Origin of the sequence: Flavobacterium praedii (genome assembly GCF_026810365.1) — a bacterium.
In the GTDB taxonomy this organism is placed as follows: domain Bacteria; phylum Bacteroidota; class Bacteroidia; order Flavobacteriales; family Flavobacteriaceae; genus Flavobacterium; species Flavobacterium praedii.
This window is the reverse complement of the sequence record NZ_CP113948.1, coordinates 2,476,472-2,500,714: the sequence shown is the minus strand read 5'-3', so window position 1 is coordinate 2,500,714 and position 24,243 is coordinate 2,476,472. Positions and strand designations below refer to the sequence as shown.

Genomic DNA, 24,243 nt, shown 5'->3' with positions numbered 1-24,243 from the left:
TTTATTCTTCAGGTGTTATAATCTTAAATCTTAAATCAAATGGGGGCTTTTGTAATAAGTAAAAGATTTGATGATCATTACAAATTTGTATTTACGTCAAGAAAAGGGAAAGTGATTTTTACTAGTATGCGATATGAGCTTAAATTTGAATGTGAGGAAGCTATAGAATATTTTAAAAACAATATAGAATTGGCAACTTTTTCTAAATTTAAATCACCAGGGAATAAGTACTTTTTTAAGCTTTTTTTGGATGGTGCACAAATTGCGTTAAGTAGAAAGTATACAACAGAATTAAGGGTTCAGAAAGGTATTGATGAAATTGTAAAATATGCTTCGGTGTCGGAGATATTGGATTTCTCGGAAAATGATTTTATTTTTTTGGATTGAATTCGAAGCTTTTATTGAATAAAAAAATGCTATTTTGGAAATTTTCTGGATAGCATTTTTTTTGGGGTTTTATTTGTTGGTGTAAGTTGTTTGCAGTAAAATAAAACCAAAAAAAAAGCTGCATAAAATGCAGCTTATTTTTTTCTAGCGTAATTTGAAATTACTTAGCTGGTGCAGCAGCAGGAGTTGCAGCAGGAGCAGCAGCAGTAGTGTCAGCAGCTACAGCAGTAGTGTCAGCAACAACAGCAGTAGTATCAGCAACAACAGCAGTAGAATCTACAGCTACAGTTTCTTCAGCAGCAGCGTCAGCTTTTTTACATGATACAACAGTTAATACAGCAACAACAGCTAAACTTAAAAATACTTTTTTCATCTTAATTTAATATAAAGGTTAATTATTAATTCGTGGCAAAGATATAAAATTTTTAATATGTAAAATATTTTTTCATTTATTTTTTTAAAATAATTTTCTATCAGGACTTTAGCTTTTCCTTTTAGGATATAATAATCAGAAAATATTTGTAAAAGTTAAATTGTAATATGAGTTCAGGTCAGTGTTTTAAACATAAACGAGAACTTAAAGTTATCTCTATGTGTTGAAATTCATGTTTTTATAAGTGTTTCCTGTAAAGGAATTCACGTTTTAATTTTTTTTAGGAATTAATAGTATTTTTGGTTGTGTAGCTTAAACTAATAACTAATGGAATGTAAGGGATTAGTGTGTTTTATTTGAGTTTTTTTGAGTTTTTTTGTTTGTTTTATTTTGATTTAAAGAGGTAGTTTTATTTTGTTTAAAATAGTTTCTGTTGCTCCTTTGTTTTTTTGTACAAAAGATTCGCATATTTTACCTGTTTTAAGTCTAATTGTTTTATTATCAATTAGTATTGAAAATGTTGCGTTTAATTCTTGATGGGTTTTAATAGAAAAACAGCCTTTTAATTGAACTAATTTTGTAGCCTCGTCAAAGTGCGAGTAATTTGGTCCTATTACTATAGGGATGCCAAATGTTGCAGGTTCTAATAAGTTGTGAACGCCTGGGTTTCCAAAACCACCGCCGACATAGGCAATATCTGCATAGCTATATATTTTTGTCAATATACCAATAGTATCAATGATAAACACGTCAAATTGTGATAAATCAAGGTTCTCTTTTTTAGAAAATAAAATAGATTTTTTTGTTATATTTTTTTGTAATAGCTGAATTTGTTCTGTTTTGATGTTGTGGGGAGCAATGATGAATTTTACATCTTTTGTGCAAGAATTGATATATTCTATGAGTAAAGATTCATCCTTCGGCCATGAACTTCCTATTACGATTGTTGTTTTATTGTTTTTAAATTGACTTATAAAATCCAATGAATTGTTTTTTTCTAAAATGGCTACCACTCTGTCAAAACGAGTGTCTCCTGAAATTGTAACATTTGTTTTGCCTAACTGAGTGATTAGTTTTTTTGAGATTTCATTTTGAACAAAAAAGTGAGTAAAAGTGTCTAAAGCTTTTCTGTAAAATCCTCCATACCATTTAAAGAATAATTGTTTTTCTCTAAAAATCCCTGAAATCAAATAGGTAGGAGTGTTCTTTTTGTGTAATTGATTTAAGTAATTAATCCAAAATTCATATTTAATAAAGAATACGAGTTCAGGATGTACTAATTTTAAAAATTTTTTGGCGTTTTTGGGTGTATCCAAAGGAAGGTAAACTGTTACGTCAGCAATAGTGTTGTTTTTGCGTACTTCGTAACCCGAAGGAGAGAAAAAAGTAACTACAATTTTATGATTAGGGTATTTGTCTTTGATCTTTTCAATTACGGGTAGGCCTTGTTCGTATTCTCCTAAAGAGGCTGCATGAAACCATATTGTGCGATCTTGAGTGGCTATTTTTTGTTCTAATATAGAAAATACATTTTTCCTGCCGTTCACAAAAAGTTTCATTTTTGGGCTAAATAGGGCAATGGTTTTTAATACTAACTGGACGAATTGAATAGTTAAATTGTAGAGAAAATGCATTGATATTTTTTTTTGTAAAAATACATTTTCTTTGTGTTATTTTCATTGGTTTAAACTCATTAAATAACTATTTTTGTTGTGCTTGTTTGGGATTGCTAAATTGATGTAAAATTTGGTCTTACGGCAAGTTTACTTCTATTAATTGGTCTCGTGAATGGCATGAGATGTTAAAAAAGAATACATGAAAAAAATACAAATGGTTGACTTGAAAAGTCAATATGATAAAATCGCAGCAACCGTAAACGCTTCGATTCAAGAAGTTTTGGATACCAATACTTATATTAATGGGCCTCAGGTTCATGCGTTTCAAAAATCATTAGAAGATTATTTAGGAGTTAAACATGTGATTCCATGTGCTAATGGAACAGATGCTTTGCAAATTGCTATGATGGGACTAGGTTTAAAACCTGGAGACGAAGTGATTACTGCCGATTTTACTTTTGCAGCTACTGTTGAGGTAATTGCTTTGCTACAATTAACACCTGTTTTAGTAGATGTAGATTTGGTAAATATGAATATTTCTATTGAAGCAATTAAAAAAGCAATAACTCCAAAAACTAAAGCAATTGTTCCGGTTCATTTGTTTGGTCGTGCAGCCAATATGGAAGCTATTATGACTATTGCCAAGGAACATAATTTATATGTAATTGAAGATAATGCTCAAGCTATTGGAGCCAATTGTAAATTCTCTGGTGGAACAAAAAAGAAAGCAGGAACTATTGGACATGTTTCTTCTACTTCTTTTTTTCCATCAAAAAACTTAGGATGTTATGGTGATGGTGGAGCAATTTTCACCAATGACGATGCTTTGGCACACAAATTAAGAGGGATTGTAAATCATGGAATGTACGAACGTTACCATCATGATGTAGTAGGAGTAAATTCTCGCTTGGATAGTATTCAAGCTGCAGTTCTTAATGCCAAGTTACCCTTTTTGGATGAATACGGAAAAGCAAGACAAGATGCAGCCAGAAAATATAACGCTGCTTTTGAAGGACATAAAAATATTATTGCGCCAACTATTTGTGATAATTGTGATTGTCATGTTTTTCATCAATACACATTACGCATTATAGATGCCGATAGAAACGGTTTGATGCAGCATTTGTTGGATAAAGGAATTCCTTGTGCTATTTATTATCCAATTCCGTTGCATTCACAAAAAGCCTATTTGGACGTGCGTTACAAAGAAGAAGATTTCCCAGTAACAAATCAGTTGGTAAAAGAAGTGATTTCATTACCAATGCATACAGAACTTGATGATGAACAAATAAAATTTATTACGGATAGCGTTTTAGAGTTTTTAAAATAGGAGAAAAGAATATAGATTTTAGAAAATAGATTTGTTATAGAGTCGTTTTCTATTCTCTTTTATCTGTTTTCTAAAAAAAGCAAATATGAAAATACTAGTAACAGGAGGATTGGGTTTTATCGGTTCGCATACCGTAGTTGAGCTACAAAACGAGGGTTTTGAAGTGGTTATTATTGATAATCTTTCCAATTCTTCAGAAGAAGTATTAAAAGGGATTGTCACTATTACAGGCAAAATGCCTCTATTCGAAAAATTGGATTTAAGGGATAAAAATAGTGTTCAAGGATTCTTTAATAAGCATATAGATCTTGCGGGTGTTATTCATTTTGCGGCTTCTAAAGCAGTTGGAGAAAGCGTTGAGAATCCATTGCTTTATTATGAAAACAATATTGGAACGCTGGTTTATATTTTGCAAGAATTAGAAAAAAAACCAGAAGCTAATTTTATATTCAGTTCTTCTTGTACCGTTTATGGTCAAGCCAAAAAAATGCCAATCACTGAGAATGCGCCCGTTCAACAACCTATTTCTCCTTATGGAAATACCAAAAAAATAGGCGAAGAAATAATTCAGGATGTGGCAAAAGCTACAAATATTAATGCAATATTGTTGCGCTATTTCAACCCAATTGGATCACATCCGTCGGCTGAAATAGGGGAGTTACCAATAGGAGTTCCTCAAAATTTAGTGCCTTTTATAACCCAGACTGGTTTTGGATTGCGTGAGGAATTAGCTGTTTTTGGAGATGATTACCCAACTCCAGATGGAACCTGCATTCGTGATTATATACACGTAGTCGATTTGGCGAAAGCCCATGTAATCGCTTTACAACGTTTGTTAAATAAAAAAAATACAGAAAAAGTAGAAACATTCAATCTTGGAACTGGAACAGGAAGTTCTGTGTTGGAAGTCATTCGAAGTTTCGAAAAAGTAAGCGGCAAAAAACTCCCTTACAAAATTGTACCCCGTAGAGAAGGTGATATTACCGAAGCTTACGCAAATACCGATAAAGCCAATAATATATTGGGTTGGAAAGCGCAGTCTTCTTTGGATGAAGCCATGGAGAGCGCCTGGAAATGGGAACAGAAAATTAGAAGTTAGATTTCACATTATAAAAAAAACCAAATTGTCAAGTTGATGATTTGGTTTTTTTTGTAAATAATAAAATCCTCATAAACAACTGTTCATGAGGATTATTTTATAGGTCGGTTTTGACTAAAAAATTAATTAAGCATTTGCGGTTGCAGCTTCTTTATCAATTTTCCCAATCAAACCAGCTAATACTTTTCCTGGACCTACTTCGGTAAATAAAGTAGCACCATCAGCAATCATTTGTTGTACAGATTGGGTCCAACGTACTGGAGCAGTCAATTGTATGATTAAATTTTTCTTTATTTCTTCTGGTGATGAAACTGCAGTTGCCGTTACGTTTTGATATACCGGACAAATAGGGGTAGAGAATGTTGTCGCTTCTATAGCTGCCGCTAGTTCTTCTCTAGCAGGTTCCATCATTGGAGAGTGAAAAGCTCCGCCAACAGGTAGTAATAATGCACGTTTTGCACCAGCAGTTTTCATAGCTTCGCAGGCTTTTTCTACAGCTGTAGTTTCTCCCGAAATTACTAATTGTCCAGGGCAGTTGTAATTGGCAGCAACCACAACTCCATCAATTGATGCACAAACTTCTTCTACAATATTATCTGCTAATCCTAAAACGGCAGCCATTGTTGAAGGTTTGATTTCGCAAGCTTTTTGCATCGCTAGCGCACGTTGCGAAACTAATTTTAAACCATCTTCAAAAGACAAAGCGCCATTAGCCACCAATGCCGAAAATTCACCCAATGAGTGACCTGCTACCATTTCTGGTTTAAAATCTTCCAAGGTTTTAGCCAAAATAACCGAGTGTAAAAAAACAGCTGGTTGCGTTACTTTGGTTTCTTTCAATTGCTCTGCTGTACCTTCAAACATAATATCGGTAATGCGGAAACCTAAAATTTCATTCGCTTTTTCAAATAATTCTTTTGCTAATGGTGAGTTTTCATATAAGTCTTTGCCCATTCCGGTGAATTGTGCGCCTTGACCTGGAAATACGTATGCTTTCATCTGTTGTTTTTTAAGTTTAACCCTTCAGCTTTTTCTGGGTACTAATTTGTTTTTTCAGATTGCAAAAATACTACTTTTTTTAGGAGCAGCAATTTTTTGCTTCTTAAGAACAGTTCTTCTGCTATTCTTTTCCATCTTTTATTCCATGGCAGTGATCAAAAACTTGCCTTGGAATAAAATGTGTTTTATTGCAAATGAAGTTCAATGAACGCTTTTGAAAATAAAAGCATAGTAGAGTAATCAGGGCCTAAATGAGGGGATTTTATTTTTTAAATAAGTTTTTTTTAGAGTATTTGTAATGTGATAATTATCATTAAGTTAAGTTGTTTTTTATTCGTATATTTGATAGTGTTTGTTTAGAAAAATTTTAAAAAGTTCTGACTAAATTTTTTTAAACTTTTGTTATCCCTAAAATAACAAAACCCTTTAATCTGTATTTATATTTAAATAGATGCCTCTATCCGATTTAATGAAGTGTTGCTTTATTAATAAATAAATTGGCTTTAGTTCTAAAAAAAGCCCTTCCTACTACAATCATAATATGCTTACTTAATATATTTTAATTAAATTAATATTTTTTATGAAAGTATCTGTTACTCGAAAAGACTTGAAATTTATGCCTGATTCAAGTAGGGTTGTGGCTCGATATTTCAATAGTGGAGAACAACGAACCAAAGAACTTGTTGGTCGTATATTGGTTATGAGTAATTATGAAGTTTCTCATACCCTAGAACAAATAAATAGAGGATTTGCACGAAGACACCGTAATATTTCGGAAATTTTTTATAGTAATTTTCAAAATATTTCGAATATAATTGCCGAAATGCAAATTAATGTAGCTGATTTGTCAGAAGAACAAAAACTACTAATAGGCTCTTATCTTACAATGGAATATTCCATAGAGTCTGCTGCTTTTTTTAACCCATCCATGGTGGAAGATTTTGATCAAACGAGTCTGGAAAAGGGTGAAAAACGGGTTGTTATTTCATTTCGGGCGACTGGAGAAGGCCATGTTTCCTCTATCGTATTTAGAAGAGGAATTATAGATAAAGAGAATAATTTGCGAATGATGCGTATTGGTGATGATATTGAAAAAGCAGAGGTTTTGCATAAAATGATGTTTAACAAAAAGCGAGTTCTTTCTAAATTAGCAGAAATGCATACCTTGGATATTTATTCAAATATTTTATGTGATTTTCCAGAAGTTTTTGAGTATGAAGTGTTGAAAAATGCCTTGATGAAAGAATTGGCAAATCCAAATACAAGTAAAGAAAAAAGTGAGGCTTATGAAGAGGTGATTTGGTTGTTGGATTCTTTTTATGATGTGCAATTTAAACATGATTCCGATATTTCTGAGCGTGTTATTTTTCCTATTTCTGATACAGAAAGCCGAGGAATTGAAGATGCCCGTTTTGTTCGTTTTAGTGATGATGGCTATTTCGATAGTGTAATGGGAACTTACACTGCTTATAATGGACATTCGATACTTTCAAAATTAATTACAACAGAAGATTTTTATACTTTTCGGATAATGCCTTTATATGGTGAAGGATCACAAAGCAAGGGTATGGCTTTGTTTCCTAAAAGAATAAAAGGTAAATATGCCATGCTAGGCAGAATTGATGGGGTCAATAATTATTTGATGTACTCTAAACGTCCTAACGAATGGAAAAATCCACAAATTATTCAGAAACCCAAATATCCATGGGAATATACCCAAATTGGTAATTGTGGATCACCTTTATGGACAGAAGAAGGCTGGCTTGTAATTACACATGGTGTAGGTGCTATGAGACGGTATTGTATTGGTGCTTCATTGTTTGATTTAGAGGATCCTAGCAAAGAAATTGGCAGATTAGCTGAGCCCTTGCTTAGCCCTCTTGAAGACGAACGAGAAGGTTATGTGCCAAATGTAGTGTATTCCTGTGGTTCAATAATTCATAATAACAGCCTAATATTACCCTATGCAGTGTCCGATTATTCCTCTACCTATGCTGTGGTAGACTTGGTAGAATTATTGGATGCCTTAAAGAAAAGCAAACAATAAGTTGATGTTTTATATAGCAATTGATTTCTAATTAAATGCATAAGCAATAAAAGTAATAGCCATGAAATTAAAGAAAAATAAAACTATGTTATTAATGAGTTCCTACCCGCCTAGACAATGTGGAATAGCAACTTTTTCTAATGATATAGTAAATTCCGTTAAATTGGTCTTTGGAAAATCGCTACCAATAGAAGTATGTGCCTTGCAAAAAAAAGAAAATCAATTCGAATATGATCCAGATGTTCATTATATACTAAATGTCAACTCTATTAATGATTACCGTCTTTTGGCCGAAAAGATTAATAATCGTGACGATATTGGAATGGTTTGTATCGAACATGAATTTGGCCTTTTTGAAGGTGATTATGGGGATTATTTATTGTCTTTTTTACTAGCTGTAAATAAACCTGTTGCAACCGTTTTTCATACAGTATTGCCTGGACCGAATGATAAATTAAAAAAAATTGTTCAAGCCATCATTGATTTGTCAAACAAAATTGTGGTTCTTACAAAAAAATCCCAAGAGATTTTGATGCAAGACTATGATTGTTTGGAGTCAAAATTAAGGGTAATTCCGCATGGGACACATATGGTTCTTTGGGATCAAAAGGAGAAAATTAAAAAGGATTTTCACTATTCTGATAAAATTGTTTTATCAACATTTGGATTAATTAGTGCCAATAAGAATATAGAAACTGTTTTGCATGCCTTGCCAAATGTTATTGCAAAACACCCCGAAGTGATTTATTTGGTAATCGGAAAAACGCATCCCGAAGTTTTGAATAAAGAAGGAGAAAAATACCGAACTATGCTAGTTGAGACTACTAAGGAACTTAAAATTGAGAATAATGTGATCTTTATTGATGAATTTTTAGATTTAAAAGAACTTCTCAATTATTTGATCATGTCTGATATTTATTTGTTTTCTTCCAAGGATCCCAATCAAGCTGTTAGCGGCACTTTTGCTTATGCCATGAGTTGTGGTTGTGCTATTATCTCGACACCAATAGCTCATGCCAAAGAAGATTTGAACTCAGGAATCGGAATATTATTAAAGGAATTTGATAAACCCAACGAGTTTCAAGAGGCTATTTTAGAATTGGTTGAAAATAAGGAGAAAAGATTAGAAATGAGTCGGAATGGATATGCTTTAACCCATGAAACTACTTGGGAAAATATAGCCATAAAATATGGATTCCTTTTTGCAGAAGTGACTGAAAACAAGAAAAACCTAAAATTGAATTTCCCACGTATAAAATTAAATCATATTAAGGAATTGACCACCGAATATGGAATGCTACAATTTTCAAATTTTAGTCAACCTGATTTTTCATCTGGTTATACGTTGGATGATAATGCAAGAGCATTAATTAACTTAATTATGTATTACAATTCAAGCAAAGATGCTGATACTTTGAGCTTGGCTAGTATCTATTTGAATTTTGTGGCAGGAATACAAAGGGAAGACGGTAAATTTGATAATTACAAAGATTTAAATCTAGATTTGACATCGCAAAATGAATTAGTAAATCTTGAGGATTCTAATGGAAGAGCTTTGTGGAGTTTGGGTTATACATTATCCAATCATAATTTGCTTCCCTACGCTCTTGTTGAACAAGCTCAAAAAGTTTGGGATAAGGCAGTATTTCATGTTGATTCTGTTACTTCTCCAAGAGCAATTGCCTATACCTTAAAGGGATTATATCACTATTACACCGTTAATCCTGAGGAAAAAATAAAAAACAATATTATTCAACTCGCAGATAAATTGCTCAATCATTATCATATCAATTCTGATGAGAATTGGTGTTGGTATGAGGATTATATGACGTATGTAAATAATGTGTTGCCTGAGGCGATGATGTATGGTTTTTTGGCAACAGGGGATTTAAAATATAAAAAAATTGCCTTAATTACATTTGATTTTTTGCTTTCTCATTATTTTATGAAAGGGGAATTTAGCGTAATCTCCAACAGAGGCTGGTTTGTAAAAGGTAAGAAAAAAAATGCTTATGGAGAGCAGCCTATTGAAGTGGCAACAACAATTATTACCTTACATTTGTTTTATGAAGTAACTGGAAATGTAAAATATAAAAACCAGCTAAATATGGCTTTTTCTTGGTTCTTGGGAAATAATCACCTGAATCAGATTATTTATAATCCTGTAAATGGTGCTTCTTATGATGGATTGGAAGAAAAAAATGTGAATATTAATCAAGGGGCTGAATCTACATTGTGTTTCTTTAAAGCTCAAATGATTATGGATAAATATAAAAATGAAGATGATTATAGGTATTCAGAAACAGCTGGTATATTTGCAATTTGATATTGAAATTTTTCTAAAATGACAGAAAAAGAAAAAATGCTTTTAGGCGAAATCTACTTTGCCAATGATAAAGAACTTATGCAAGAGCGTACTAATGCCAAAAAATTATTGCATAAATTAAATGTTACAGAATATTTGATGAATGGGAAATCACGTGCTATTCTCCGGGAGTTATTGCCTAATTCTCATAAGCGATTGTATATAGAGCCACCGTTTCATTGTGATTATGGGTACAATATCCATTCGGGGGAGAATGTGTATTTTAATGTCAATTGTGTGGTTTTGGATACTATGAAAGTGACTATTGGCAAAAATGTTTTCTTTGCACCAGGCGTTCATATATACACAGCTACCCATCCGCTGAATGCCATAGAAAGGAGAACTGTTGAAAGTTCAAATCCTGTTTCTATTGGAGATGATTGTTGGATAGGAGGGAACTCTGTAATTTGTCCGGGAGTCACAATTGGTAATGGTTGTGTAATTGGTGCGGGATCTGTAGTAACCAAAGATATTCCCGAAAATTCTTTGGCAGTGGGTAATCCTGCCAAAGTGATTCGGAAATTAAATGAGGATTAAATCTATTTGTTCCTGTAAAAACTCAACGCTCCTGATGGACATTTGTTGATGGTCTCTATTATTTTTTCTGTTGTTGAATTTTCGGCCGTAATCCAGGGTTGTTCTTTCGGTTTGAAAACGTCAGGATTGTTGCGTACGCAATTTCCGGAATGAATGCAATTTCCGGATTGCCATACAATAGTTACTTCGCCATTAGTGTATTCTTTTTTGATGTTTTTTGGATCCATTTCAAATAATTTAATTTAGAGTACGTCATTATATTCAGGATTTTTTTCAAATGTTTTTTTTGCAAAAGGACATAGCGGAATAATTGTCCATTTTTTTTGTCTTGCTACTTCAACGGCTTTTTCTATTAATTTTTTGCCCAGACCTTTGCCATTAAATACGGGAGAAACTTCGGTGTGATCAATGATTATTTTATTGGGACCAGCAAATACAAAAGTCATCAAAGCTACTTTTCTGCCTTCGTTTGTAATATTGAAACTACCGTTTTTGTCATTGAATTCTATAGTTACTGTATCGCTCATGGTTTTTTTTTGTTAAGATTCTAAGTTCCTGAGATTCTAAATCTCTCAGAAACTTAGAATCCTAGTTACTTTTACGCTAAATTAATAAGCCATTGGGATTTCCATTAACAGAAACTTTGCGTCTGTTGTTGCTTTGATGTCCAAAGTTTCGAAATCAGTTATTCCTAAACCATCACGAGTCTCCAATTCCTGACCATCAATAGTAATTGTTCCAGATATTACAAAAGCGTACATGCCGTTGCCTTCTTTTTTTAGTTCGTATTTTTTTGAAAATCCGGCACTAAAATCAGCTAAGTGAAACCAAGCATCTTGATAAATCCAAACTCCAGCATCCTCAGGATTTGGAGATACAATTTGAGCAAAATTATTTTTTTGCTCAGCAGTGTTCAATGTGATTTGTTGGTAACGAGGTTCTACATTTCTTACTTTTGGGAATACCCAAATTTGAAAAAGTTTGGTACGTTGATCCGCATTTGGATTATATTCACTGTGTTGAATTCCAGTTCCGGCGCTCATTACTTGAACATCACCATTTTTTATAATTTCGGCATTACCCATACTGTCTTTGTGTGCCAAATCACCTTCAAGCGGAATGGTAATAATTTCCATATTGTCATGCGGATGTGTGCCAAAACCCATTCCTGCAGCAATTGTATCGTCGTTCAAAACGCGTAAAGCGCCAAATTGAACTCTATCTGGATTGTACCAACTGGCAAAGCTAAAACTATGATACGCGTTTAACCATCCGTGGTCTGCATGCCCTCTTGTATCTGCTTTGTGTAAAACTGTATTTTTCATGATGTATAAATTTAGTAATTTTTGTTATACAAATTTACAATCGTTTTGAGCGTTTGACACTTAATCTAGATTAAGAAGTTATTTTCTAAGTAATCGGTTTTTCATTTTACTGTAATACTCAGGAGTCACACCTAAATAGGAAGCAATCTGCTTTTGGGCAACTTTCTGAAGGAGAGTGGGGTATTTTTTACAAAATTTCTCAAAACGCTCTTCGGCAGTGAGGCTGAGGTTGTCCATTAAGCGCTCTTGGTTGGCTACGAGTGAATTTTCGGTAAGTATTCTGAAGAAACGTTCTAGTTTTGGAATTTCCCGATACAATATTTCTTGATTTTCTTTGGATAATAAAACCACTTCGGCATCTTCCAAGACCTCGATAAATAAGTTACCTGGTTTTTGCGAAAGTAAACTGTACATGTCGCCAATCCACCAGCCTTCGCAAGCAAAACTCATTACGTGTTCTACAATATTGTCATTAATGTTGAAACTGCGCAGAATACCTGAATTTACAAAATAAGAGTGTTTGCAAATTGCGCCACTATTCAATAAAATCGTTTTAGCTTTATAATGCTGGATTTCAGTTTTGGACAAAAAAAGTTCTTGCTCCTGTGCAGTGAGATCTATATGTTGCGCAATGTTTTCGAGTATTAAAGCCATTTATTTTTGCTCTGGAAGTAAAATGAAAGTTGTGGCTTGAAAGCGATTGTTTATAATTTCTCCAGTAACTTCAGCTTTTCTAATCACTTCGCAAAAGCCATCTTTGGCATGTGCATCCCCGTGATCGTCAATTTTGGTTCCATCTACAAAATATGTTTTCCCATCGATTCGAACTGCTAGATCACAGCTTTTTCCTTTCATGCCAAAATTGCATTCCCCACAAGAAACTTCAACGATTTGAGTATTTACTTTTGTGTTTTTTTCTTGTGCTTGTAAAGCAAAAGAAAAAAAGAATATTGTAATTATTGTTGCTTTTTTCATGGTTTTAAGGGTGTACTGTTACTAATTTGGCAGCTTCTTTAGTTTTTTCTACCACTTCTTCAATTGGAGTGTCTAAGGTATCGTTGACCAAAGCAACACCCATTCTGCGATAGGGTCTTGAAGTTGGTTTTCCAAAAATCCTAAAATCGGTTTTGGGTAAAGATGCAATTTTATTCAAACCAGAATAGCTTGGGTTTTCTGAGTTTGCTGAAGCTGCAATTACAGCACTTGCTCCTGCTTTTTCTAAAGTGATTTCGAAAATTGGTAAACTTAAAATGGCACGTAAATGCAATTCAAATTCATTAAAGTTTTGTGTTCCCGCCAAAGTAACCATTCCAGTATCGTGTGGTCTTGGAGATAATTCTGAGAAATAAACACCGTCATCAGCAAGGAAAAATTCGACACCAAATAATCCCGCTCCACCCAAAGCTTCTGTTACTTTCTCGGCCATGTCTTGTGCTTCGTATAAATCCTTATCGGATATTTTTGCGGGTTGCCAGCTTTCTTGATAATCGCCACGTTCTTGTCTGTGCCCGATTGGAGCACAAAATAATGTAGGATTCTCGTTTTGGACAACCGTCAATAAAGTAATTTCCGAATTGAATTTAACAAAAGCTTCGACGATAACTTCGACTACATCACCACGAGAACCTTCTACCGCATATTGCCATGCTTTGTCAATGTCGGCAATGGTTTTTATAGTCGATTGCCCTTTTCCAGAGGATGACATTAATGGTTTTACCACACAGGGCATTCCAACCGCTTCTACACCTTCGTGTAATTCTTGTGCGGTAGTAGCATAGCGATAATTGGCGGTACGCAATCCTAGATCTTTGGCGGCCAAATCTCGAATGGCTTTTCGGTTCATGGTGAAGTTTGCCGCTTTCGCAGATGGTACAACCGTAATTCCTTGTTTCTCGTAATCATAAAAACGTTCGGTTCTTATGGCTTCTATTTCGGGAACGATGAAATCGGGTTGGTGTTTGGCAACAATTTTATCCAAAGCATCTCCATCGAGCATATTGATGACTTCAAATCCATGTGCTACTTGCATTGCGGGTGCATTTTCGTAGCTGTCAACAGCAATTACGGTTTGTCCGATGCGTTGTGCTGCGATTATAAATTCTTTTCCTAATTCGCCAGATCCTAGAAGTAATATTTTCATTAAAAAAAGTTTAGAAAGGTTAAGGGTTTGTGGTTTTATTTTGGTTTGTATAATTATCACAAAAATACATTATTTGTGTGAATTTTTTTTAGGAATGCCTATTGTGTTTTGCTGATTTCTTGAAATATTTTAAACGTGTTTTTAACCGCTAGCTCGCGTGAGGGACAGGAATAAGCTACCGAAGTAGCATGGATGGCCCGACAGCATAAAACAAAGGGGCCGACTGAGCGGTTTGCTAAGTTGGCCCCTTTGTTTTATGGTGGCACGCCCAAATATTCATAAAAAAAATAGTTTAAAGTAAAAAGTAATGAAACTTTAAACCTTAAACTATTTTGAACTTTAAACAAGTTTATGTTATGCTAGAACTTCTGTAAGCGAAACCGCTTCTTTAATTCTGCGTAATGCTTCTTTTAATAATTCTTCGCTAGTTGCGTAAGAGAAACGGATACAATCTGGATTTCCAAAAGCGTCACCTGTTACGGTTGCTACACAAGCTTCGGCTAAAAGATACATTGAGAAATCATTGGCATCTTTGATAAATGTTCCTTTTAGTGTTTTTCCGAAGAAAGAAGAAACGTCTGGGAATACATAGAATGCTCCTTCTGGAACGTTGATTTTTACTCCTGGAATTTCTTTTAACAATCCTACGACTAAATCTCTACGACTGTGGAAAGCGTCCACCATGTGTTTCAATACAGATGGGTCAGCATCTACAGCTGTAATAGTAGCACGTTGTGCAATACTGTTGGCTCCACTGGTTACTTGACCTTGTATTTTAGTACACGCTTTTGCAATAAATTCTGGTGCTCCAATATATCCAATTCTCCATCCTGTCATGGCAAATGCTTTGGCAACACCATTTACAGTAACGGTTCTTTCTAGCATTCCTGGAATAGAAGCAATACTGCAGAAAGTTCCTGAGAAATTGATGTGCTCATAAATTTCGTCAGCCACTACGTATACGTGTGGGTATTTTTCTAAAACTTTGGCAAGAGCAGTTAACTCTTCTCTGTTGTAAACCGATCCACTCGGATTACAAGGAGAACTGAACCACATCATTTTTGTTTTTGGTGTGATAGCTGCTTCTAATTGCTCTGGAGTGATTTTGAAATCAGTTTCTACAGAAGTTGGAACTTCTACAGGAACTCCACCTGATAATTTTACGATTTCGAAATACGAAACCCAGTATGGTGCTGGTAAAATAACTTCGTCACCATCGTTTAGCATTACTTGTGCAATGTTATACAAAGATTGTTTGGCTCCTGTTGAAACCACGATTTGTGACGGTTTGTAATCTAAATCGTTGTCTCTTTTGAATTTTCTGCAAATTGCTTCTTTCAATTCTGCATACCCTTCTACAGGAGAATAGGTGCTGTAGTTTTCGTCAATCGCTTTTTTAGCTGCTTCTTTGATAAAATCTGGAGTATTGAAGTCTGGCTCTCCTAAACTTAAACTGATAATGTCTTTTCCTTGTGCTTTTAATTCTCTTGCCAATGCAGCCATCGCTAATGTTTGTGATGTAGCTAAATTGTTAATTCTGTCTGAAAGTGGATTACTCATTAAAATGTAATTTTTTGGTTTATTCTTTTTTTTAGATAATTATTATAGTGCGGGTTCTAACCCTAGTGTTCTTAAATGTTTGAAATGGGCAACAACAGCGGCAGTCATTGTCTTGTATTCGTAATAAGGTAATTGGCATTCTTTGGCTGTTTCCTTTACAATTTGTGCAATTTTCCCATAATGTACATGGCTAATGTGCGGAAAAATGTGGTGTTCGATTTGGTGGTTTAAACCTCCAGTGTACCAATTTACAATTTTATTTTTTGGTGCAAAATTAACGGTAGTGAATAATTGGTGAATTGCCCATGTATTTTCCATTTCGCCAGCCTCGTTTGGTTGTGGATTGGCAGCTTCGTCAACTACATGCGCCAATTGGAAAACAATACTTAAGATTAATCCAGCAGTATAGTGCATGATGAAAAATCCAACCAAAACTTTCCACCAAGTGATTCCAATTACGATTGGTAAAACAATCCAAATAGACAAGTAAATAACTTTAGTGATGATTAATGTTGTCCAAAGTGTCTTTGGGCTTTTTGGTTCACCATAAGATAATTTTCTTTTTAGGTAACTGCTCATTTGTTTGAAATCAGTTGTTATGGCCCAATTGAAAGTCAATAATCCGTATAAAAATACCGCGTAGTATTGTTGAAATTTATGAAATTTATGCCATTCGGCTTCTTTAGAGAAACGCATAATTCTTCCTGCTTCTAAGTCTTCGTCATGACCAATAATGTTGGTGTAAGTATGGTGCAAAACGTTGTGTTGTACTTGCCAGTTGTGTACGTTTCCAGCTAATACATATATCGTTCCACCCATGAATTTATTTACCCAACTTTTGGTTGAATACGATCCGTGATTGGCATCGTGCATTACGTTCATTCCAATTCCGGCCATTCCAATTCCCATGACAATTGTTAGAAGTAGGTGTGCCCAAAAAGGCATATCTAATGTAAGAATCAAAAAGTAAGGAACAAGAAAGACAGTAAAAAGAATAATAGTCTTTAAATGAATCTTCCAATTTCCGGTTTTCTCAATATTATTTTCTTTGAAATAGCTGTTTACACGAGAGTTAAGTGTTCTGAAAAACTTCAAATTGTCTTGCTTAGCAAATGTAGGTGGGGTATTGTTCATATGTTTTTTGAATATTTGCAAAGGTAACTAATATAAATTTTCAACATACAATATTGAGTTAAATATTTATAAGCTAAAAGCAGTACTTTTGTTAAAAATTTTTAAGATGGACGAGATTCTAAAGTATTTTCCTAACCTGTCTGATAATCAGAAGGAACAGTTTCAAAAATTGGATTTTTTATACCATGATTGGAATGAAAAAATCAATGTTATTTCCCGTAAAGACATTGACTCTTTGTATACTAAACACATATTACATTCTTTGGCTATAGCCAAAATAAATAAGTTTGAACCCGGAACATATGTCTTGGATGTGGGTACTGGCGGTGGTTTTCCTGGTATTCCATTGGCTATACTTTTTCCTGAAACCCGTTTTTATCTAATTGATATCATTGCCAAAAAAATTAAGGTTGTTCAAGCCGTTGCGGAAGCATTGGAACTGAAAAATGTAAAAGCCGAACAACTTCGTGCCGAAAATGTCAAAGGCGATTTTGATTTTATCGTAAGTCGAGCAGTGACCAATATGCCCGATTTTGTTTCTTGGGTAAAAACAAAAATAAAGAAACAAAACAAACACGAATTAAAAAACGGTATTCTTTATCTAAAAGGGGGAGACTTAACGGAGGAACTGAAAGATTTTCCTAAAGCAACTGAATATAATATTTCGGATTTCTTTGAAGATGAGTTTTTTGAAACCAAGAAAGTGGTGCACTTGCCGTTGAAGTTTGTGGTGTAGATTAAAAACTTTCAAGATTAAATTAAATATAAAAAGCAAACCCCACAAAATTTCAAAATAAATTGAATTTTTGTGGGTTTTGAGTTTTTATTTCTTTCTAATTCCCCCTTCGGGGGTTAGGGGGCTTTTATTCTCCCAAAAATGGATATCTATAATCTGTTGGAGTTACAAAAGTTTCTTTAATAGTTCTTGGAGAAGCCCAACGCAATAAGTTCAAAGCAGAACCTGCTTTGTCATTGGTTCCAGAAGCTCTTGCTCCACCAAAAGGTTGCATTCCTACAATAGCTCCAGTTGGTTTGTCATTGATGTAAAAATTACCTGCTGCGTTTTGTAAAGCTGTAGTTGCTTCTTCGATTGCATAACGGTCTTGACTGAAAACAGCTCCAGTTAAAGCATACTCAGAAGTAGAATCTACCAATTTCAATGTTTCAGACCATTTAGCGTCCTCATATACATAAATTGTCATAACAGGTCCAAACAATTCAGTTGCCATCGTGCTGTAATTTGGATTTGATGTTACAATAATGGTTGGTTCAATAAAATATCCAACCGATTTATCATAATTACCACCAACGATAATTTCAGCATCAGCATCTTTTTTGGCTTGGTCAATAAAACTAGCCAATTTATCAAATGATCCTTCGTGAATTACAGCCGTTATAAAGTTTCCAAAATCTTCTGGAGAACCCATTTTCATTGATTTAGTATCAATGATTAATTGCTCTTTTAATGCTGGCCATAAGCTTTGCGGTACATAAGCTCTTGAAGCAGCTGAACATTTTTGTCCTTGAAATTCAAAGGCTCCACGAACAATTCCAGTAGCCACTTGTTTAACATTAGCACTTGGATGAGCGATGATGAAATCTTTACCACCTGTTTCTCCCACAATTCTTGGATAAGTTTTGTAATGGTGAATGTTGGTTCCAATTTTTGCCCAAATATCTTTAAATACATGAGTAGATCCTGTAAAGTGAATTCCAGCAAAATCAGGGCTAGCCAAAACAGTATCTGTAATCATCAAAGCATCTCCAAAAACAACGTTGATAACACCATCAGGAACTCCTGCTTCTTTGAAAACATCTATAATGATTTTTGCTGAGAATACTTGGCTGTCACTTGGTTTCCAAATTACAACATTCCCCATCATTGCTGCACTTGCAGGTAAATTGGCAGCTATAGCGGTAAAGTTGAATGGTGTAATTGCATAGACAAAACCTTCAAGTGGTCTGTATTCTAAACGATTCCACATATCTGAAGTTGATTTTGGCTGATCCGCATAGATTTGTGACATGAATTCAACGTTGAAACGTAAAAAATCAATTAATTCGCAAGAAGCATCGATTTCTGCTTGAAATATATTTTTGGATTGCGCAATCATTGTTGCTGCATTTATTTTGGCTCTGTATGGACCTGCAATTAATTCAGCTGCTTTCAAGAAAATAGCGGCTCTTTGTTCCCAAGCCATATTGGCCCATGCTGTTCTTGATTCTAATGCGTTGGCAATGGCGCTTTCAACATGAGATTTTTCGGCTAAATGATAGGTTCCCACAATATGCTGATGATCGTGTGGAGCAGTCATGTTTTTGGTATTCCCAGTTCTAATTTCTTCGCTTCCAATATACAATGGAACATCGATTTTAGTATTCCACATGGCTTTGTAAGCTGCTAGAACTGAAGCTTTTTCTGGAGAATTGGGAGCGTAACTTTTTACTGGCTCATTTACCGCATTGGGTACATTGAAAAATCCTTTTAACATATCTTTATAATTAAATAGTAAACAATTAGATAATTTGATGCAAAAGTACGAAGGAAAGATTTAAATCATGATAAAAATATCATAATAAAAGTCAAATTAATTTAGAGCAAAAGGGGCACACATTCTAAAAGTTGGTACAATAACTCTGAATGATTTTGTAGAAGTAAAATTAATCATATTGAAATAGCCTTTCATAGCTCCATAAGGAGATGATAATAAACAACCTGAACTGTAAGTGTGTTGTTCTCCAGGTTTTAAAACTGGTTTTTTCCCAATAACACCTTCTCCGTCTACAAATTCTAAATCGTTTAAAGAATCGTAAATTTCCCAATGACGTGATGTTAATTGTACGGAATCTTTACTATGGTTTTCAATTGTAATCTCATAACTAAAGGCAAAGTGAATTTTGTAGTTTTTGAAGTAGGTACCTTCAAAACTAGTCAAAACTGAAATTTTTATGCCTCTTGTTATTTGTGAAACCATGTTAAAGAGCTAATTAAGTGCTGTATGTCGACAAATTTACAAAAAAAATAAATAATCCTTTTAAAAATAAATAAAGTTTTCTAATTCGTAATATTAATTGAATTAGCAGTTCCTTTTCCTATCACTCTTTCATAGCGATCTGTGCTTCCTTTGTAATATACTAGAACAGTATAATCGTTTTCGGTTTGGTAAAAATTCCCATCTATAGCATTTTCCTGATCAATATATCCTTTGTTGTTTGCGGTCAGATATTGAAAGTTAGTGAATCCTTGTTTGATTAAAATGGCTTTTTCGTAAAGTCCTTTTTCAGTATTGAAGTCCATTTTATATTCTGGTGACATACTGTAATTGTTAAACATACCAACCACATAAATGGAAGATTTCGGGTTTGCCAATGGTGCCGATAAACTAAAATAGACCCATGAATAATCAGATTCTATTTGTTGGTTTTCTGCGTCATATTTTCTAACGGAGAAATTTCCGTTAAGATCTGAAAAATTTGTATATGGAAAACTCGATTTGTCATTATTGGTAAACAAATGGGTGTTGTAAATATCATTCTCTGAGTTGATGAAACTCACATAGTTGTTTGCATTTTTAATGTCTTTCGAATCAAAATTTAAAAATTCATTACCCGCCCAAAATTGTGTTTCTTGATCATATTTGTAAACGAAGTTACTGCTCAAGGTATATTGTGGCACAATGTTTTTTATCGCAGTGTTGAATTTCCCGTTTTGTAGCAAAAGAACTTTTAGGTTTTGCATCGGATTTTGAAAAAATAGTTGATCTCCAGGTTTGATTTCAAATTCTAAGTTGTGTTTTGAATAAATGTTCTTGACTGTTCGAGGGCGTTTTATTTTTACAGGAACAGATACCAAATCCTCATACAAAATAAAATATCTTTTTAAAATTACTTCTTTGTCTGAGTTTAATATAGTCAAGACATAATTGCCACTTAATACTATCTTGCTAAAGTTGTTGGGTAAGGTTAAATTATAATGAGTGAAAATTTGTAAAGTGTTGAAAGAATTAATGTATTCTTGAATTTTTTGGCTATCGAAACCTGATAAATATTCGCTTTTTGGAATGTCTGTTGGAACCCAATTGTAATCGCAATGGGTGATTTCGTAATAATAGTCGGCTTCATTGCCAAACAAATCATCAAATTGAAATTGAAAAGAGTCTCCAAGTTTAAATATGGGAACCACGTTTTGACTGTTTTGGACAAAAGAAGCTGTTTTGATATTGAATGGAGGTGCTATTTCAGTCTCTACTTGTGCTGAAGAATTGATGTAAAATAAAGAAAACAGTAAAACAGCAATTATTTTCATTGATAGCGATTTGTTCAAGAATGGTAAATATACAAATTAACGGGAATTATAATGATATATTTGATAATAGCGAAATGGCAGATTCTATTTTTTACTCTAAAATAAAATCTAAATTCTCCTCAATTTCTGCACTCATGTAATTTTCATCCAAAAGTGAATCAGCTAATAGTTTTTTGCTTTCCTGCAAACGAATGATTTTTTCTTCAACGGTATTTTTGGTAATAAACCGAATCACATTTACCTTATTCATCTGGCCAATTCGATGCGCACGACCAATTCCTTGTTTTTCCGAAAAAGGATTCCACCAAGGATCCAAAAAAACAACATAAGAAGCTTTGGTAATGTTGAGTCCAACGCCACCTGCTTTCAAAGAGATGAAAAATAACAATGGTTTTTCTTGTTCTTGAAAGCGATTGACCTGAAACTCTCGTTCTTTTAAAGGAGTTTCTCCAGTGAGTTCGCAAAAATCAATTTTGTTTTCTTTGCACCACGTTTTATAAAAATTTAAATTGGACACAAACGAACTGAAAACAATCGTTTTTTGGTTGGATTGGACCAAAGTCTCGAGATAACGAGTTGCCGCAATGTATTTTCCCGAATCCATTTCGGATTTGGAATCAATCATTTTTGGGTGATTACTCAACTGTCTCAAACGCATCAAGGTATTGATGATGTTGATTTTATCTACTCCAGAACCATCCGTTTTTAATAACGAGTTTCGTGCTTTCGATTTTTCCTCTTCATACAATTTCTCCTGTTCGGGCTCCATGTCACAATAGAAAATCTGTTCGGACAATTCCGGTAAGTCTTTTAAAACTTGTTCTTTGGTGCGTCTTAATATAAAAGGACTTATGAGATTTTTTAATTCCAATAAACTGTTTTCGTCTTGTTTTTTCTCGATTGGCAATTTATAATTTTCGGCAAAAAATGCATAACTCCCCAAGATATTTGGATTGATAAATTGCATTTGCGACCATAAATCATCAAGTGAATTTTCTATTGGAGTTCCGCTCAACGATATTTTATGACTGGCTTTTATTTGACTAATCGACTTGAAAATTTTAGAATTCTTGTTTTTGATGTATTGGCTTTCGTCCAAAATCAAATACCTGAAATTGTATTTTTGCAAAATCGAAATATCTCTGGAAACGACCGCGTAACTCGTAAAAATCAAGTCGTATTTTTCCAGTTTTTTAGAAAGCAGTTTTCGGTCGTTGCCAATGTATTGTACTCTTCGAAAATGCGGTGTGAATTTTCGAGCTTCGTTGTACCAATTGAAAACTAAGGACGAAGGCAGTACAATTAATGCTTTTAAATATTCTTTTGGTACAGGAATTTCGTTTCCAAACAAATCGAGTTGAACGTCTTCTGCTTTTTTAAATTCCAATTGCTCTTGGACAGCAACCAATGTAGTTAATGTTTGCAATGTTTTTCCCAATCCCATATCATCAGCCAAACAAGCGCCTAAGCCATTGTTGTAGTGTTCCAAGAGCCATTTGACTCCTTCAATTTGGTAGGGTCTCAATGTTGCTTTTACTAATGAGGAAGGTTGATATTCGACCTCTCCTTTTAAATGTATTGAATTTTTAAGTTCTGAAATACCATCCAAAACAGCAAAATTGCTTTTAAGTAAAATAATATTTCCGTTTTGGACTTTTGCCAATTTTGCCATTGGTCCGTAAAGTGTCATCCATTCGATTGGAATCAAAAAATAGTTGCCGTTAGGTAAAAGAAAAAGTCGGTTTCGGTTTTTTATATTCGGAACAATTTCGGTGAAGCTAAATTCAAATGCCTCGCAAACCACAATCATTTTGATGTCAAACCAATCGCTTTTTATGTCATTCGAAAATTGAATAGTGACTTTGTGGGTTTCTATTTTCTTATTATCTATTTTTAGATTTTCCGTCGCGAATCCTAAAGATTTTAGGTTTTCCTGATTTTCTATAACCCATTGAATAGTTGCGTATGTATCCTGTTTTTCTTCTTTTGGCGAAAGCCCAAACATACCATTCTCTGTTTTGTATAAACCCAGTTCTGTCAATTTGTTTTCAAATGTAGCTTCTTCGGTTGTTCTTTTATATTGAATCAATTTGATTTCATCCAGATTGCGGGTGTCAATTTCGGAGTGGATTTTCTTGGTTTTGCTATTGTCAAAACTAAAACCGTTATAGTCGAATATAAGGTTCAGAGAATAAGTGTTTTTAAAAAAATCGTGCGCCAACTCGAGCGAACAAGATTTGATTTTGTCCTTGACTTCGACTGCAAATCCAGTGGCTTTTATATCTGCTTTTTTTGCGACATCCTTAATAAATTTTTCAAAGTATTCAGGAACCAATTTTGACGGAATCTCGACGGTTTTTTTTGTTAAAAAAGGAATGATTTTTTTGGTGTTAATGTTTTTTAAAAGATGCAATTTATGGTAGGCAACCAACCAACCGGGTTCGTCCAAAAGTAGTGTGATTTCCGTGTTTGATGGGTAGAATGTCGTGGCTTCGTCTTTTAAAAGTAACGTATACGAAATTCCGTTTTCGTGTTTGTCAAATTGAAGACTGGTTTCCAATTTTGGATTTGTAGTGTCGATTCTGCTAATGCGAAAATCTTTTTCTTTTCCCAAATTCATTGAGAGCGGAAAATCATTTTGACAAACTAAAGTATAGAACTGGTCTAAATTTGTTTTTATGAATTGCCGAATTCCAAATTCCAGTTTGCTGTCTTTGAACAAATCTTCAATATTTTTGGCTGATTTGCTATTTTTGCCGAATTTCTTAAAAATAACTTCGGGTTTGAGTGCTTCGCAAAGGGATAAAACTTTTTTTGTGTTTGTATCTAAATTTTCAACAATCACACCAAAACTTTGGAGTACCTCGGGACTCGCTTTCTTGTCTAAATAAGTTATAGCTTCTGTATGTCCTATAATATAAGTAGTTGGAATATGGCTGTTTAGCCTTTTCTCAAAACTAATATCAAAGCAGAACTGAAATGAATTTTCGGTTTCCAAATGTGATTATTTAAACACAGATTTCAC

Annotated in this window: 22 protein-coding genes; 7 read left to right on the top strand and 15 right to left on the bottom strand. The window is 33.9% G+C overall.

All coding sequences use genetic code 11. The features are described 5' to 3' along the window. The first annotated feature begins 39 nt into the window (after window positions 1-39). The gene (locus tag OYT91_RS10835; RefSeq protein WP_281237970.1) at window positions 40-387 is read left to right on the top strand and encodes a DUF1508 domain-containing protein; all 348 of its coding nucleotides are present in this window, start codon (window positions 40-42) and stop codon (window positions 385-387) included. 160 nt (window positions 388-547) lie between these two features. Here the strand turns inward: OYT91_RS10835 and OYT91_RS10830 are convergent, their stop codons facing one another. Further along, complete coding sequence (locus tag OYT91_RS10830) at window positions 548-760, bottom strand: hypothetical protein (protein ID WP_281237969.1); 213 nt, start codon at window positions 758-760, stop codon at window positions 548-550. Window positions 761-1,155: 395 nt separating this feature from the next. Then, window positions 1,156-2,394 (bottom strand): 3-deoxy-D-manno-octulosonic acid transferase, encoded by a 1,239-nt coding sequence (locus OYT91_RS10825; RefSeq protein ID WP_281237968.1) that lies wholly within the window; start codon window positions 2,392-2,394, stop codon window positions 1,156-1,158. A 181-nt stretch (window positions 2,395-2,575) separates the two neighbouring features. Here OYT91_RS10825 and OYT91_RS10820 point away from each other — a divergent pair, with 181 nt between their 5' ends. Continuing rightward, window positions 2,576-3,706, top strand: coding sequence for a DegT/DnrJ/EryC1/StrS family aminotransferase (locus OYT91_RS10820; protein ID WP_281237967.1), 1,131 nt, complete (start codon window positions 2,576-2,578; stop codon window positions 3,704-3,706). A gap of 85 nt (window positions 3,707-3,791) precedes the next feature. Next, a complete protein-coding gene (galE, locus tag OYT91_RS10815; RefSeq protein ID WP_281237966.1) occupies window positions 3,792-4,805 on the top strand; it encodes a UDP-glucose 4-epimerase GalE in 1,014 nt (337 codons plus the stop codon). Window positions 4,806-4,931: 126 nt separating this feature from the next. Here galE and fabD read toward each other — a convergent pair whose 3' ends face one another. Further along, window positions 4,932-5,804, bottom strand: coding sequence for an ACP S-malonyltransferase (fabD, locus tag OYT91_RS10810; RefSeq protein ID WP_269221769.1), 873 nt, complete (start codon window positions 5,802-5,804; stop codon window positions 4,932-4,934). A gap of 580 nt (window positions 5,805-6,384) precedes the next feature. Here fabD and OYT91_RS10805 point away from each other — a divergent pair. From OYT91_RS10805 to OYT91_RS10795, 3 genes are all read left to right on the top strand, one after another. Continuing rightward, the gene (locus tag OYT91_RS10805) at window positions 6,385-7,851 is read left to right on the top strand and encodes a glycoside hydrolase family 130 protein (RefSeq protein ID WP_269221770.1); all 1,467 of its coding nucleotides are present in this window, start codon (window positions 6,385-6,387) and stop codon (window positions 7,849-7,851) included. A 61-nt stretch (window positions 7,852-7,912) separates the two neighbouring features. Then, window positions 7,913-10,177, top strand: a complete 2,265-nt coding sequence (locus tag OYT91_RS10800; protein WP_281237965.1) for a glycosyltransferase — start codon at window positions 7,913-7,915, stop codon at window positions 10,175-10,177. Between the two features lie 18 nt (window positions 10,178-10,195). Continuing rightward, window positions 10,196-10,753, top strand: coding sequence for a sugar O-acetyltransferase (locus tag OYT91_RS10795; protein ID WP_281237964.1), 558 nt, complete (start codon window positions 10,196-10,198; stop codon window positions 10,751-10,753). Window positions 10,754-10,755: 2 nt separating this feature from the next. Here OYT91_RS10795 and OYT91_RS10790 read toward each other — a convergent pair whose 3' ends face one another. The 8 genes from OYT91_RS10790 to OYT91_RS10755 all read right to left on the bottom strand — a co-directional run bounded on the left by OYT91_RS10790 (window position 10,756) and on the right by OYT91_RS10755 (window position 16,912). Further along, window positions 10,756-10,980, bottom strand: a complete 225-nt coding sequence (locus tag OYT91_RS10790; RefSeq protein WP_281237963.1) for a (4Fe-4S)-binding protein — start codon at window positions 10,978-10,980, stop codon at window positions 10,756-10,758. Window positions 10,981-10,995: 15 nt separating this feature from the next. Further along, entirely contained in the window at window positions 10,996-11,280 is a 285-nt protein-coding gene (locus OYT91_RS10785; RefSeq protein ID WP_269221774.1) for a GNAT family N-acetyltransferase, read from the bottom strand. 81 nt (window positions 11,281-11,361) lie between these two features. After that, a complete protein-coding gene (locus tag OYT91_RS10780) occupies window positions 11,362-12,078 on the bottom strand; it encodes a pirin family protein (protein WP_281237962.1) in 717 nt (238 codons plus the stop codon). Between the two features lie 78 nt (window positions 12,079-12,156). Then, window positions 12,157-12,732, bottom strand: a complete 576-nt coding sequence (locus OYT91_RS10775) for a Crp/Fnr family transcriptional regulator (protein ID WP_281237961.1) — start codon at window positions 12,730-12,732, stop codon at window positions 12,157-12,159. Beyond that, the gene (locus tag OYT91_RS10770; RefSeq protein ID WP_281237960.1) at window positions 12,733-13,053 is read right to left on the bottom strand and encodes a DUF6370 family protein; all 321 of its coding nucleotides are present in this window, start codon (window positions 13,051-13,053) and stop codon (window positions 12,733-12,735) included. Between the two features lie 4 nt (window positions 13,054-13,057). Next, window positions 13,058-14,218, bottom strand: a complete 1,161-nt coding sequence (gene purT / locus OYT91_RS10765) for a formate-dependent phosphoribosylglycinamide formyltransferase (RefSeq protein ID WP_281237959.1) — start codon at window positions 14,216-14,218, stop codon at window positions 13,058-13,060. 354 nt (window positions 14,219-14,572) lie between these two features. Beyond that, entirely contained in the window at window positions 14,573-15,778 is a 1,206-nt protein-coding gene (locus OYT91_RS10760; protein WP_281237958.1) for a pyridoxal phosphate-dependent aminotransferase, read from the bottom strand. A gap of 42 nt (window positions 15,779-15,820) precedes the next feature. Beyond that, window positions 15,821-16,912, bottom strand: coding sequence for a fatty acid desaturase family protein (locus OYT91_RS10755; protein WP_269221779.1), 1,092 nt, complete (start codon window positions 16,910-16,912; stop codon window positions 15,821-15,823). Window positions 16,913-17,018: 106 nt separating this feature from the next. Here OYT91_RS10755 and rsmG point away from each other — a divergent pair, with 106 nt between their 5' ends. Next, the gene (gene rsmG / locus OYT91_RS10750; protein ID WP_281237957.1) at window positions 17,019-17,648 is read left to right on the top strand and encodes a 16S rRNA (guanine(527)-N(7))-methyltransferase RsmG; all 630 of its coding nucleotides are present in this window, start codon (window positions 17,019-17,021) and stop codon (window positions 17,646-17,648) included. A gap of 127 nt (window positions 17,649-17,775) precedes the next feature. On the opposite strand, the gene pruA is transcribed toward rsmG, so the two are convergent. From pruA to OYT91_RS10730, 4 genes are all read right to left on the bottom strand, one after another. Next, on the bottom strand, window positions 17,776-19,404 hold the full coding sequence (pruA, locus tag OYT91_RS10745; RefSeq protein WP_281237956.1) for an L-glutamate gamma-semialdehyde dehydrogenase: 1,629 nt from the start codon (window positions 19,402-19,404) through the stop codon (window positions 17,776-17,778). A 96-nt stretch (window positions 19,405-19,500) separates the two neighbouring features. Continuing rightward, window positions 19,501-19,887 (bottom strand): Co2+/Mg2+ efflux facilitator ApaG/CorD, encoded by a 387-nt coding sequence (gene apaG, locus OYT91_RS10740; RefSeq protein WP_269221782.1) that lies wholly within the window; start codon window positions 19,885-19,887, stop codon window positions 19,501-19,503. Window positions 19,888-19,967: 80 nt separating this feature from the next. Beyond that, window positions 19,968-21,218, bottom strand: coding sequence for a type IX secretion system plug protein (locus OYT91_RS10735; RefSeq protein WP_281237955.1), 1,251 nt, complete (start codon window positions 21,216-21,218; stop codon window positions 19,968-19,970). Window positions 21,219-21,309: 91 nt separating this feature from the next. Further along, window positions 21,310-24,216 (bottom strand): DEAD/DEAH box helicase, encoded by a 2,907-nt coding sequence (locus OYT91_RS10730; RefSeq protein ID WP_281237954.1) that lies wholly within the window; start codon window positions 24,214-24,216, stop codon window positions 21,310-21,312. Window positions 24,217-24,243: the final 27 nt, after the last annotated feature.

Excerpts from the sequence above, each read along its gene's own strand:
- OYT91_RS10835 (WP_281237970.1), top strand. The coding sequence starts at position 40 with ATGGGGGCTTTTGTAATAAGTAAAAGATTTGATGATCATTACAAATTT.
- OYT91_RS10830 (WP_281237969.1), bottom strand. The coding sequence starts at position 760 with ATGAAAAAAGTATTTTTAAGTTTAGCTGTTGTTGCTGTATTAACTGTT.
- OYT91_RS10825 (WP_281237968.1), bottom strand. The coding sequence starts at position 2,394 with ATGCATTTTCTCTACAATTTAACTATTCAATTCGTCCAGTTAGTATTA.
- OYT91_RS10820 (WP_281237967.1), top strand. The coding sequence starts at position 2,576 with ATGAAAAAAATACAAATGGTTGACTTGAAAAGTCAATATGATAAAATC.
- galE (WP_281237966.1), top strand. The coding sequence starts at position 3,792 with ATGAAAATACTAGTAACAGGAGGATTGGGTTTTATCGGTTCGCATACC.
- fabD (WP_269221769.1), bottom strand. The coding sequence starts at position 5,804 with ATGAAAGCATACGTATTTCCAGGTCAAGGCGCACAATTCACCGGAATG.
- OYT91_RS10805 (WP_269221770.1), top strand. The coding sequence starts at position 6,385 with ATGAAAGTATCTGTTACTCGAAAAGACTTGAAATTTATGCCTGATTCA.
- OYT91_RS10800 (WP_281237965.1), top strand. The coding sequence starts at position 7,913 with ATGAAATTAAAGAAAAATAAAACTATGTTATTAATGAGTTCCTACCCG.
- OYT91_RS10795 (WP_281237964.1), top strand. The coding sequence starts at position 10,196 with ATGACAGAAAAAGAAAAAATGCTTTTAGGCGAAATCTACTTTGCCAAT.
- OYT91_RS10790 (WP_281237963.1), bottom strand. The coding sequence starts at position 10,980 with ATGGATCCAAAAAACATCAAAAAAGAATACACTAATGGCGAAGTAACT.
- OYT91_RS10785 (WP_269221774.1), bottom strand. The coding sequence starts at position 11,280 with ATGAGCGATACAGTAACTATAGAATTCAATGACAAAAACGGTAGTTTC.
- OYT91_RS10780 (WP_281237962.1), bottom strand. The coding sequence starts at position 12,078 with ATGAAAAATACAGTTTTACACAAAGCAGATACAAGAGGGCATGCAGAC.
- OYT91_RS10775 (WP_281237961.1), bottom strand. The coding sequence starts at position 12,732 with ATGGCTTTAATACTCGAAAACATTGCGCAACATATAGATCTCACTGCA.
- OYT91_RS10770 (WP_281237960.1), bottom strand. The coding sequence starts at position 13,053 with ATGAAAAAAGCAACAATAATTACAATATTCTTTTTTTCTTTTGCTTTA.
- purT (WP_281237959.1), bottom strand. The coding sequence starts at position 14,218 with ATGAAAATATTACTTCTAGGATCTGGCGAATTAGGAAAAGAATTTATA.
- OYT91_RS10760 (WP_281237958.1), bottom strand. The coding sequence starts at position 15,778 with ATGAGTAATCCACTTTCAGACAGAATTAACAATTTAGCTACATCACAA.
- OYT91_RS10755 (WP_269221779.1), bottom strand. The coding sequence starts at position 16,912 with ATGAACAATACCCCACCTACATTTGCTAAGCAAGACAATTTGAAGTTT.
- rsmG (WP_281237957.1), top strand. The coding sequence starts at position 17,019 with ATGGACGAGATTCTAAAGTATTTTCCTAACCTGTCTGATAATCAGAAG.
- pruA (WP_281237956.1), bottom strand. The coding sequence starts at position 19,404 with ATGTTAAAAGGATTTTTCAATGTACCCAATGCGGTAAATGAGCCAGTA.
- apaG (WP_269221782.1), bottom strand. The coding sequence starts at position 19,887 with ATGGTTTCACAAATAACAAGAGGCATAAAAATTTCAGTTTTGACTAGT.
- OYT91_RS10735 (WP_281237955.1), bottom strand. The coding sequence starts at position 21,218 with ATGAAAATAATTGCTGTTTTACTGTTTTCTTTATTTTACATCAATTCT.